Here is an 11,924-nt window from a genome sequence, read left to right as displayed (position 1 = left end):
TGAGGAAATGAGCGGCATTCACGAGCGGCTGGCGGCGCTGACGCCGGAGCAACGGGCGCTGCTGGAGCGGCGTCTCAAGCAGCAAGGGATAGCGGCGCCGGATACCGCAAGGGCGAAGTCCGGACAGGGGCAGGGTGCGGAGGAAGCGGCTTTTGTCCCGAAGCGCAGGCGCAGCGAGGCGGCCATGGATTTCAGTCTGTTTTTCTTCTCCGGCGACGGCTCGACTACGGACCATCACAAATACGGGCTGCTGATGGAATGCGCGGCGTTTGCGGATCGGCACGGGTTCAAGGCGGTGTGGACGCCGGAGCGGCATTTCGAGGAGTTCGGCGGGCTTTACCCGAATCCTTCGGTGCTCAGCGCGGCGCTGGCGGTGGTCACGGAGCGGGTCGAGCTGCGGGCGGGAAGTGTGGTGCTCCCGCTGCACCACCCGGTCCGGTTCGTGGAGGAATGGTCGGTCGTGGACAACCTGTCGGACGGCCGCGTGTCGGTTGCTTTTGCCACGGGCTGGCATCCCGCCGATTTTATCCTCGCGCCGGTGCAGGACCCGGACTATTATGTCCATCGCAAGGAAGAGCTGTTCAAGTCGGTCGAACAGGTTCGGGCACTATGGAGCGGGGAGGCGGTTCCTTTTACCGACGCCAGCGGAACGGTGCACCGAATCAAGACGCTGCCCCGGCCGATCCAAAGCGAGCTGAACCTGTGGATCGCCACGAACGGGAACGAGGAGACGTACCGTCAGGCCGCCGGAATCGGAGCGGGCATCCTGACCGGCATCCTCGGGAACGGCTTTGCGGAGCTGGAGGGCAAGATCGAGCGGTACCGCGAATCGCTGCTCCGGCATGGCTACGATCCGCAGACGAAAAAGGTCGCGGTCATGCTCCATACCTGCCTCGGGGAGAACGACGAAGCAGTCCGGGCCAAGGTGGAGCGGCCGCTGAAGGAATATCTCAAGACATTTTTAAGCCAGCAAAGGCAAATTCTCGCCGACTACGACGGCATGACCGACGCGGACTTCGAGACGATCGTGTCCCGCGCCTTCGATAAGTACTACCGCGAAAGCTCCCTGCTCGGAACGCCGGACAAGTGCGCGAAGCTGGTGGAGACGCTCCGCGATATCGGCGTTGGGGAGATTGCCTGCCTGATCGATTTTGGCGTGGACCGGGAGACGGTGATGGAAAGCTTGGCATTATTATCCGATTTGCAGCGGAAATTCGCCTATGACAAGGAGCTGATCCCATGAAGAATCTGACCGATCGTATCCAATCGCTGACGCCGGAGCAGCGGGCGCTGTTCGAAAAGCGGCTCAAGCAACAAAACTTGAACGCGCAGCAGCTAACCCCGAATCCGGCAGCCGCAGCCATCCCCCGGCGGAACCATACGGGCCTGAGCCCGCTTTCCTTCGATCAGGAGCGGCTCTGGTTCTTTCACCGGATGCACCCCGAATCGCACGCGTACAACGTGTACGGGGCCGCCCGTTTGAGAGGAAAGCTGCATCATGGGGCGCTGGAGTACGGCATCAACGAAATCGTCAAGCGCCACGAGGCTTGGCGGACCGTATTCGGGCGCGTCGATCCCGTGCAGTCCGTGCTGCCTGAGCTCCGCGTCAGCGTCCCCGTGGTGGACCTGCAGGATATTCCCAAGGAGGAGCGGGAAGCCGTCGCTCAGCAGCTTATGCGCGAAGAGGTCCAGCAATTGTTCGATCTGGAAAAAGGGCCGCTGATCCGCTTCAAACTGTTTACGCTGTCGGATACGGAATCGACGCTCGTTTTGACCATCCATCACATTGTCATCGACCGGCTCACTTTCTCGATCTTCTTCGAAGAGCTGATGGCGCATTACAAGGCGGCGCTTGCAGGCGTTCCGGCCGAGCTCCCGGAGCTGCCGATCCAGTACGCGGATTATGCCGAATGGCAGCGGAATTACTTGCAGGGCGAGACCCGTGAGAAGCTGCTTGCCTTCTGGAAGGAGCAGCTGAAGGATTGCGAGTATGTCCTCGACATCCATACGGACTTCCCCCGGCCGCCCGCGATAACTTACCGGGGAGCGCGCGTCTTCCTTCGGTCGTCGAAGGAGACTTTGGACGGACTGAAGGCGATCGCCAAGCGGGAAAACGCTTCTGCCTTCATGATCGTGATGGCGGCGTTCAAGGCGCTGCTCTACCGGTATACCGGGCAAGCCGACATTCTGGTCGGCACCCCGCTCGCCAACCGCAGCCGGATCGAGATGGAAAAAGTGATGGGGTACTTTCTGACCATGGGTACGCTGCGTTCGCACATGTCGGGAGAAATGAGCTTTATCGACCTGCTGCGGCAGGTGCGCGATACCGCCAGAGAGGTCTACAAGCATCAGGAGCTGCCGGTCGGTCTGCTGCTGGACGAGCTGCGGGTTCCGATCGACCCGAGCCGCAACCCGTTGGTGCAGGCGGTATTCGTGTATGTGGACGTGCCGGAGGAGAAGTTCGCGCTCCCCGAGCTGGAAGCGGATATTGAGATGATCGACGGGGAGACGGCCAAGTACGACGTCACCATCGGCTTAACCGAAACGGAAGACGGGCTGGATGGCTTTCTCGAATATTCCCCGGATCTATTCCGCCGGGAGACGTTCGAGCGCATGAGCCGGCACTGGGAAGCTCTGCTGCACAGCATCGTGCGCAATCCGCAGCAATCCCTTCACGAGCTTGCGATGCTGTCGGACGAAGAACGGCACCAGCTCATTGACGGGTGGAATGAGACGGCGCAGCCGTTCCCGGACGATTCGTGCATTCATCATCTGTTCGAGAGACAGGCCGAGCTTACGCCGGACGATCCGGCCGTCGTGAGCGGCGGCCAGTCCATGACGTACCGGGAGCTGAACCGGCGCGCGAATCAGGTCGCCCACGCTTTGCGGAAGCAGGGAGTCGGGAAGGAAGCGGCTGTCGGTTTGATGATGGAGCGCTCGCTTGAAACGGTCGTCGGGCTGCTCGGTATTCTAAAGGCTGGAGGCGCGTACGTCGCCATCGATCCGGCTTATCCGGCCGAGCGGATTCGCGCCATGATCGAGGATTCGGGAATCGAAGTCGTGCTGATTCAGCCTAAGCTGGCGGACGCGGGGGCGGAGTCGGTCTCGGCGGTGCGTCACAAGCTCGTGCTTGACGGCAGCGCATGGCAATCGATTTCGGAGGAAAATGCGGACAATCCGCGCATCGAAGTGGATGCAGGCGATCTGGCCTACGTGATGTATACGTCGGGATCGACGGGCAAGCCGAAGTCGGTAGCGATCGAGCACCGCAGCGTCTGCAACGCGGTGGAAGCGGCTATCGGGCTGTTCGGCTTGTCCAGAGGCAGCCGGATGCTGCAGTATGCGTCGACGACGTTCGATACGTCGGTATTGGAGATTTTCGCGACGCTCGCTTCGGGTGCGGCACTCTGCCTCGTCAGCCCGGAAGCGACGGCGGGAGGTGAGGCGCTGCACCGGTTTTTGGAGGAGCAGCGGATTACGGCGATGGTGCTGACGCCGTCCGTGTTGTCTACGCTCACCCCGGAGCGGCTGCCCGATTCGCTGCGTACCGTGGGATCGGGCGGGGAAGCGTGCACGCTCGACATTCGCGCGTGGCTGTCGGATTCCAGACGTTTGTTGAACCTGTACGGCCCGACGGAGGCGACGATTTTCGCGACGGCTCACGAATTCGATACGGACAGTCTATCCGCTTGCATCGGGCTTCCTGTCGCCAACACGCAAATGTACATTTTGGACGAGAGCTTGCAGCCCGTGCCGGTTGGCGTGCGCGGGGAAATGTATATCAGCGGAGCGTGTCTGGCCCGGGGCTACCGCAACAATCCGGAGCTGACCGCCGAGCGGTTCGTAGACCATCCGTTCCGGCCGGGCGAGGTCATGTACCGGACGGGGGATTACGGCTGCCGGCTGCCGGACGGAAGCGTCGAGTACCTTGGGCGTCGAGACGATCAAGTGAAGCTGAACGGCATCCGGATCGAAATGGGAGAGATCGAAGCCGCGTTGAACGGGCATTCGGCGGTCAAAGAAGCCGCCGTTCTGGTTCGGCAGGTCGCGTCCGCCTCCGCATCCGGCAAAGCCCTCTGCGCCTATTACGTCGCGGATCGGGATTTGGATACCGCGGAGCTGCGCGCGCTGCTGTTGAATCGGCTGCCCGCTTACATGATTCCGGCTCATTACGTGAGGCTGGACGCTTTTCCGCTGACGTCCAGCGGCAAACTGGATCGGAAGAGGCTCCCGGAGCCTGCGGCGGTCGGCGGCCCGGCAGCGGAGTTCGTTCCCCCGGAAGGCGAGCTGGAAGAGCTGATGGCTTCCGTGTGGCAGGAGGTGCTGGGAGCAGAAACGGTTGGGCGCGAAGATAGCTTTTTCCATATGGGAGGAGATTCCATCAAGGCGATCCAGATCGCATCGAGATTGTACCGCAGAGGCTGGGACCTTGAGATGAAGAACATATTTTTGACCCCGGTGCTGAAAGAGCTTTGCCTCGATCTCAAGCCGACCGACGGGCAGGTGCAGATCTCGCAGGACGCCGTGGAAGGACCGATAGCGGAAACGCCGATCGTACAGTGGTTTTTTGACCGTGACTTCGCTTCTTCGGCCCATTGGAATTCGGCGGTGATGCTGCATTCGGAGACTGCTTTGGACGAAACCGCCTTGAAGCGGGCGCTGGAAAAGCTGGCCGAGCATCATGACGTGCTGCGGTCCGTGGTGAGGGGCGAAGGGGGCCGCAAGCAGCTTTATAACCGGGGACCGGCGGAGCAGCCGCTGATCGGTTTCGAGGTCGTGGCTCCGGACGGCAGCGATTCGATGGAATCGGCCGTTCTGGCGCACGCCAATCGGCTGCACGAGAGCATCGATCTGGCGAACGGCCCTCTGATGAAGACCGCCTTGTTCCGGACGCCGCAGGGCGATCATCTGCTGCTCGTCGCTCACCACTTGGTGATGGATTGGGTGTCGTTGCGAATTGTGCTGGAAGATTTGGAAGCGGCTTACGGGCAGGCGCTGAACAACGGGGACATCGTCATGCCGCCCAAAACGCATTCGTTCCAAGCCTGGGCGGAAGCCGTACAGCAGTACGCCTGGAGCGGCGAAGTACTGCGCGAGGCCGACTATTGGGCGGCCGTCGAGAGTACGCCGTGCGTGCCTGTGCCAAGGGATTTCGAGGCGCCGGGCAACCGGGTGAAGGACGAAGCTCAAGTGATGATCACGCTGCCGCCGGAAGAAACGGAGCGGCTGCTGAAGCAGGCCCACCGCGCTTACAATACGGAAATCAACGATATTTTGCTGACCGCCTTGGGCCTGACCTTGAAGGAATGGATGAACACGAACCGGATCGTGATCCATCTGGAAGGGCACGGCCGGGAAAGCGTCATCAAGAATATGAACATTACCCGCACGGTCGGCTGGTTTACGTCGCAGTTTCCGGTCGTGCTGCCGATGGAGCACACGGACGATTTGGGTTACCAGATCAAATCGATCAAGGAGCATTTGCGGCAGCTGCCGAATCACGGGATCGGCTATGGCTTGTTGAAATATATCACGCCCCGGGAAAGCGTGCCGGGCTTGATGTTCACGCAGCAGCCGGACATCTGCTTCAACTACCTCAGTCAGATCGATACCGATCTGCGCAATCGGTGGTTCGGTCCGTCGCCGTGGCCGGTCGGCCGTCAGACAAGCCCGGAAGCCGAGCGAATGGCTTCGCTCTTCATCACGGGCTATGTGCAGGACCGGAGGCTTCACATCGCGATGGATTATAATCGCACGCATCACCGTCACGACACGATCGCCGCTTTGCTGGACAAGCTCCAAAACCGCCTGCTGGACCTCATCCGCCACTGCGGGGAACAAACCGCCGCCGAAGCCACGCCCAGCGACTTGGGCTATAACCGGCTGACGCTGCAAGAGCTGGATCAGCTGCACGATCTGGTCGATACGATCGAGTAGCCTCTCCGGCTGCGGCGCTACAGGAGGAACTGCCTATGAATCCAAAGGACAAAATCAAAAAAATCTACCCGCTGGCTCCTTCGCAAGAAGGGATGTATTATTTCTGGCTCTCGGATAAGGAGTCCCGGCTGTCTTTTGTACAGATCGAGGCGGTGCTGCGAGGAGAGCTCGACGTTTCCCTGCTGGAGCAAAGCATGAATGCCCTCGTGAAGCGCTACGATATCCTGAGAACGGTATTCGTCCACGAGAATTTGCCGCGTCCGTTGCAGGTGGTGATGAAGGAACGGAAGTTCCGCCTGCACTTCGAAGACGTATCGGAGCAGGGGAAGGAATCGCAGGAGGCGTATCTGCGCCAGTGGAAGCAGGCCAACAAAGCGCAGGGCTTCGACCTCGCCAAAGAACTTCTCGTCCGAATGGCCGTGTTTCGGACAAGTCCGCAAGAGTACCGCTGGATCTGGTGCAATCACCATATTATTTTGGACGGCTGGTCGTTCGGCCGGGTGTTCCGGGAGCTGCTGGACAATTACCGCCTGCTGCAAGACAAGCGGGAGCCTGTGACCGTGGAAGCATCCCCTTACAGCCATTATCTGGAGTGGCTGGAGAGACAAGATAAGGAAGCGGGGATCGCATATTGGCAAAAGGTTTTGGCCGGATTGGAGCGGTCCCGGGGCGGCTTTCCTGTGATCAAGCAGGCCCACACTTCCTCTTCGGGCTCTGCAGGCAAGCCAGCCGTTAAGCCTGTGCTTATGAGCATCGATGCGGAGCTGGGTCCAGCCCGGCTGGACCGGTTGCAGCGTCTCGCCGGAGCGTGTCAGGCGACGATCAATTCCGTGTTTCAGGCGGCATGGGCAATTGTGCTCCGGCAGTACATGCAGAGCGACGATGTCGTGTTCGGCTCCGTCGTGTCGGGAAGGCCTGCCGAGGTGAAGGGGATCGAAGAGATGGTGGGGCTCTTCCTCAATACGATCCCTGTCCGTATCCGGCTGCAGCCCGGGCAGACCTTTGCCGAATGCCTCAAGCAGGTGCAGCGGCAATCGCTGGAGTCGAAGGCGTACGATTTTGTCCCCCTGCAGGAGATGAATCAGGCGACCGATGTGAAGCATCGTCTGCTGGATCATTTGATGATCTTCGAAAATTTCCCCCTCGACCGGAGGTACGTGGACAATGTCGAGTCGAAGGACGGCTTAGGCTTCGAGTTCGCGGATTTTTGCGCGAAAGAGGAGACGCAGCAATTCAATGTCTACGTCTATCCGCAGGAATCCGCCGTGAAGTTTAACTTCAACGCGTCGTTGTATGAGCCGTGGCTGATGGAGCAGCTCAAGGAGCAATTCATCGTTGTGCTGGATCAGATTATGGCGGACGAAAACATTTCCATCGGCCGGATCGAAGTGCTGACGCATGGGGATAAGCGGAAGCTGCTTGGGAGCTTTTTCCAGTCGGTCCGGTACGAGCAGGCGGATCGGACGCTTCATGCCTGCTTCGCGGATCAGGTCCGCAAGACGCCGGATCACCCGGCCTTGATCTGCGGGACTCACACGCTGACGTACCGCGAGCTGCACGAGCGTTCCAATCAACTGGCCCATATGCTGCGGAGCAGAGGGGTACAGCCTGACGACCGCATCGGCCTGCGCGCGGAACGTTCCGTGGAGATGATCGCAGGCATGCTTGGCATCCTGAAAGCGGGCGCGGCCTTCGTCCCGATCCCGCCGGACTATCCGGCCGACCGGCAAGCCTATATGATCGCCGACAGCGGCATGAAGCTGCTGCTGACGACTTTGCCGCTGGGGGAGATTTCTTTTGCCGGGGAATGCATCAATCTCAGGGACCCGGAGCTTTACCGCGCCGACCGGGAAGAGCCGCCTGAGCTCAGCGACAGCCGCCATCTGGCTTATGTGATCTACACCTCCGGGACGACCGGAAAGCCGAAAGGCGTCTTAATCGAGCATCAGGGGGCAGTCAATACGGTTATAGGCCGCCGGGCGGAGTACCCGTTCGACGGGACGGCCCGGGTGCTTCAATTGTACTCGTATGCGTTCGACGCCTTCCTGTCCTGCTTGTTTACCCCGCTGCTGTCGGGCTCGACGGTGGTGCTGACCACGGATGGGGAAGCGCGGAATCCGCTGGCGCTCCGCGACCATATTCGCGACCGGCAGGTGACGCATCTCGACTGCGTGCCCAGTGTGTATACGGCGCTGGTCGAATGTCTCGGCGAGGAGGACGCCCGTTCCTTGCGGGTGGCGACGTTGGGCGGGGAGCGGCTGCCCGCCAAGCTGGTGAAGCGGAGCAGGGAGCGGTTTCCGCATATCGAACTGGTAGACGAATACGGTCCGACGGAGAACAGCATCGTGACGACGCTGGAACGGAACGTCGTGCCGGACCGCCCTTTATCTATCGGCAAGCCGTTGCCCAACACCCGCGTCTATGTATTGAACGACGACCACGGCTTGGTCCCGGTTGGCATGAAGGGCGAGCTGTGGATTTCGGGCAGGGGTCTGGCGAGAGGCTATCTGAATCTCCCGGAGCGGACAGCCGAGTCGTTCACGGACGATCCGTTCTATCCCGGGGAGCGCATGTACCGTTCCGGAGACCTCGCCCGTTGGCTGCCGGATGGGCGGCTGGAGTATATGGGAAGAAAAGACGAGCAGGTCAAAATCCGGGGGTACCGCATCGAGCTCGGAGAGATCGAAAGCGTGCTTCGGAGCCATGAGCGGCTGAACGACGCGGCGGTGACAGCCTGGGATGGGGCGAGCGGCGATACCGTGCTGTGCGCCTATTACGTTTCCGCAGCCCCGGTCTCTGCGGAAGAGCTTAAGGCGTTTGTCGCGGCGCGATTGCCGGCATTCATGGCGCCGTCTCATTATACGGAGCTCAGCGAGATGCCGCTGTCGTCCAATGGCAAAATCGACCGCGGGGCGCTGCCACAGCCCGACGTGACGGCTCGGGAATCGTTGGAGGCGCAGGCGCAGGCCGTCCCGAGCAATCCGTGGGAGCATCGGCTGGCGGTCGTGTGCGGGGAGATTTTGGAGAGGCCGGAGATCGGCGTCACGGACGATTTCTTCGAAGCGGGCGGCAGCTCGCTCCATGCGATGCTTCTCGTGTCGCGGGTACAGCATGACTATCGGGCTGAGCTTCCGCTGCACGTCATTTTGGAGTCGTCCACGATCCGGGGGATGGCCGCCTTTTTGATGGATAACAGCAAGGCGGAGCCTCTGCCTATCGTACGGTTGAACAAAAAGGATCGGCGCAAAACGCTTTTCTGCTTCGCGCCGATGGGCGGTCTTGGGATCGCGTATTATGAGTTCGCCAAGCAGATGGACGACTGCACGATCTATGCGTTGGATTACATCGATCATCCTGACCGGATGGAGCGCTATGTGAAGCTGATCTCCGCTGCGCAGAGGGAGGGTGATTATACGTTCCTGGGCTACTCCGCCGGAGGGAATCTGGCGTTCGAGGTGACCAAAGCGATGGAGGCGGCTGGGTACCGCGTATCCGATGTCATTATGCTGGACGCTTATCGGAGGACCGAGCCCGTGACCGATGACACGTTGCAAGAGATGTGGGAGAGGTTTATCGCCACTCCCGCGATTCGCGAGTTCTATAAAAATTTTCGCATCAACGAACAAGATCTGGAGCGCTTGAAACAATATTTCTTCTATATTTATTTGCTGGATAATATCGGAACGATCCAAGCGGACCTGCATGTCGTTCATTCCTCGCAGCTGGAGGACGAGCTTCACCATCCGCCGAAGGATGAGGCCGATCAACAGTACCGGAATTGGCAAGGGGCTACTTCGGGCCGGGTGGCGTATTATCAGGGCGTCGGGGGACACGAACGGATGCTGGAACCCGAGCATATGCAAGTGAATGTGGAGATTATTAAGGGTATTTTGGGGTCGGCGGTTGTGCGGTAAGGCAGGCAGGCTTGAAGGCTCGCATCGGGGGTTCGTTCCGGTGCGGGTTTTCTTTTTGTGGGGGCGCGGGCTACATGAGCCCGTTTTCCCGTAGGCTGAAATGCTTTCCGTCCGCGACGATAATATGGTCCAGCAGCTCGATGCCGAGGATTTCTCCGGCGTTTTTCACTCGTTCGGTCAGCTCTAAGTCTTCCTGCGACGGTGTCGTGTCTCCGCTCGGGTGGGCATGGGCCAGAATAATGCTGGCGCTGTTGCTCAATATGGCGGATTTGAACACTTCCCTCGGCGTGACGAGTGCCGCATCGAGGGTTCCGATGGAGACGACTTCGAGCGCGGTTATTGTGTTTCTGATGCTTAGGCAGATGAGCAGACAGTATTCGCGGTCGACGTCGCTTAGGTACTCGGTCACAAGTTTATACGCATCCTCGGGGCAACGGATTTTGTCGGTTTTATAGGGGAATGTCGATTCGCGAACCATGCGTAAGCTGATCACGTTGAGCCGTTTCATCGCGTTTGGCCTTGAGTGAGTATGGTGGGTAAACTCATTTTTCCAAGCAACCTTTCTAATGAAAATTGTAGTTAGCAGTTTGTATCCTGTGAAAAGAATTAAAGGCTACTGATGCGTTGATGCTCGTAATTACGTCACGTATCTTAAAGTCTAGGTGGCGCTTACTTCAATGATTTTGTGACTAAGGCTGGGGTTATAAGGCCTTCTTTGTCGCTGCCTCCCCGCACGTTAATAAGTCAACCTAGATGTGGTATAATTGGGAGAGAAAAAGACTGAACATTTCCAATTATACTCGTATTTACGAGAATGTAAATATATTTTTTCGTATTTACGAGTCGATTGTTATAAAAAAGGGTGTATCTATGGAAAAATTCGTGTCCTCAAAAGAAATTGTCGAACGTATTGAATACTTGATTGAAGCCAACAACATTCCCAAAAGTGATTTTCTGAAGGAAATGGGAATTAGCTCGGGCAATATGGGGGATTGGAAAAGTGAACGGTCCACACCCAACATCCATAAGCTGGTTAGAGTTGCGGAGTATTTTAAAGTCACTTTGGATTGGTTGGTTACTGGTAAAGACAGACCCGCAAAAGAGGGCGACTCGTTGGGAAAAAAGCTCCAATCGGTCGGCTCCGTTCATGAGCTTTCGGAGGATGAAAAGGCGTTTATCCGTGAGTATATTGAATTTACTGCTTATCGGAAGCAGGGTAAGAGGGAATAAGGAGTTTGCGTAAAGAGAATCCAACACCTTTTAGGGGCTGGAGTTGTTGTAGTTTATTTTTATTGGATTATAGTAAGCATTAAGGTACGTATGATAAAACCCAAATGAGTACGGGGTGAAAGATTTAGTAGAAATTTGTTTTAAACAAGGAGTTGCCAGAATTTCATGATTTAACAGGCTTCTGGGACAAAGGGTTTATTGCGCGTTTAAGATTATGCATGGTGAACCGTATCACAAATAGTGGTAAAGCGGAGAGTGGAAGTAAAGGTCGAAGCAGAAACGCTAATAATGACAGTAGGGTAGCTTAGATGCTAGGTATGCACATATCAAATGTGTAATATTGATGGTTCGCAATAAGTAATGATATTTATATAAAGAATAGGTGATTAAGGAGTTGAAAATTTTGACTTTTGATCCCACTCAGAACAAATTTTCATACAAGTTATCAAAGTACGATTGCTTTCGTAAGTTAACTGGAAAATGCTCATTGCAGCTTAGGGCGTGTCTGAAAACTCATCATAGTGGAACTACTTCAACAAAATCATGGCAGAAGCCAAAAAAGCAAAGCTCAAAAAGTTTCGAGAAAGTTTATCGTAGCGTGTTGCGATCCCACGGAATTGTTTGAGTTTGTTGAAAAAACATTCCACAACATGCCGTTCTTTATACTGGTAAAAGTCGCATTCCCAAGGATTTGCCGTAATCGATTTTGGAGGGATGCAGAACGTTGCGTCTTGGGATTCGATATACGTTCGAATGTCATGGGTGCCGTAGGCTTTATCGGCTAAAACAACGCTTCCGGACAGTGTGACGCCAGAGAGGACTTCAACCGCCACCGTGCAGTCA

The 11,924-nt window shown here is 57.4% G+C and carries 6 protein-coding genes; 4 read left to right on the top strand and 2 right to left on the bottom strand.

Translation table 11 applies throughout. The features are described from left to right. Positions 1-7: 7 nt before the first annotated feature. Genes BLO51_RS17705 through BLO51_RS17695 form a run of 3 tightly spaced genes read left to right on the top strand, consistent with a single transcriptional unit; the run spans position 8 to position 9,851 of the window. A complete protein-coding gene (locus BLO51_RS17705) occupies positions 8-1,243 on the top strand; it encodes a MupA/Atu3671 family FMN-dependent luciferase-like monooxygenase (protein WP_090674007.1) in 1,236 nt (411 codons plus the stop codon). After that, positions 1,240-5,937: a non-ribosomal peptide synthetase gene (locus BLO51_RS17700; RefSeq protein ID WP_090674005.1), complete on the top strand. Its 4,698-nt coding sequence runs from the start codon at positions 1,240-1,242 to the stop codon at positions 5,935-5,937. Before BLO51_RS17705 ends, BLO51_RS17700 begins: the two co-directional genes overlap by 4 nt. Before the next feature lie 35 nt (positions 5,938-5,972). Beyond that, a complete protein-coding gene (locus BLO51_RS17695; protein ID WP_090674004.1) occupies positions 5,973-9,851 on the top strand; it encodes a non-ribosomal peptide synthetase in 3,879 nt (1,292 codons plus the stop codon). A gap of 70 nt (positions 9,852-9,921) precedes the next feature. Here the strand turns inward: BLO51_RS17695 and BLO51_RS17690 are convergent, their stop codons facing one another. Next, positions 9,922-10,359, bottom strand: a complete 438-nt coding sequence (locus tag BLO51_RS17690) for a JAB domain-containing protein (RefSeq protein WP_090674002.1) — start codon at positions 10,357-10,359, stop codon at positions 9,922-9,924. Between the two features lie 362 nt (positions 10,360-10,721). Here BLO51_RS17690 and BLO51_RS17685 point away from each other — a divergent pair, with 362 nt between their 5' ends. Then, the gene (locus BLO51_RS17685) at positions 10,722-11,081 is read left to right on the top strand and encodes a helix-turn-helix domain-containing protein (RefSeq protein ID WP_090674000.1); all 360 of its coding nucleotides are present in this window, start codon (positions 10,722-10,724) and stop codon (positions 11,079-11,081) included. 527 nt (positions 11,082-11,608) lie between these two features. On the opposite strand, the gene BLO51_RS17680 is transcribed toward BLO51_RS17685, so the two are convergent. Next, a partial coding sequence (locus tag BLO51_RS17680) for a transposase (RefSeq protein ID WP_143006915.1) occupies positions 11,609-11,924 on the bottom strand: 316 nt, incomplete at its 5' end.

This window comes from Paenibacillus tianmuensis, assembly GCF_900100345.1.
Classification (GTDB): Bacteria; Bacillota; Bacilli; order Paenibacillales; family NBRC-103111; genus Paenibacillus_G; species Paenibacillus_G tianmuensis.
The sequence above is the reverse complement of the archived record's forward strand: the minus strand, read 5'-3'. Positions and strand labels throughout refer to the sequence as shown.

Coding starts and splice junctions, on each gene's coding strand:
- BLO51_RS17700 (WP_090674005.1), top strand. CDS start 1,240: ATGAAGAATCTGACCGATCGTATCCAATCGCTGACGCCGGAGCAGCGG.
- BLO51_RS17695 (WP_090674004.1), top strand. CDS start 5,973: ATGAATCCAAAGGACAAAATCAAAAAAATCTACCCGCTGGCTCCTTCG.
- BLO51_RS17685 (WP_090674000.1), top strand. CDS start 10,722: ATGGAAAAATTCGTGTCCTCAAAAGAAATTGTCGAACGTATTGAATAC.
- BLO51_RS17690 (WP_090674002.1), bottom strand. CDS start 10,359: ATGAAACGGCTCAACGTGATCAGCTTACGCATGGTTCGCGAATCGACA.
- BLO51_RS17705 (WP_090674007.1), top strand. CDS start 8: ATGAGCGGCATTCACGAGCGGCTGGCGGCGCTGACGCCGGAGCAACGG.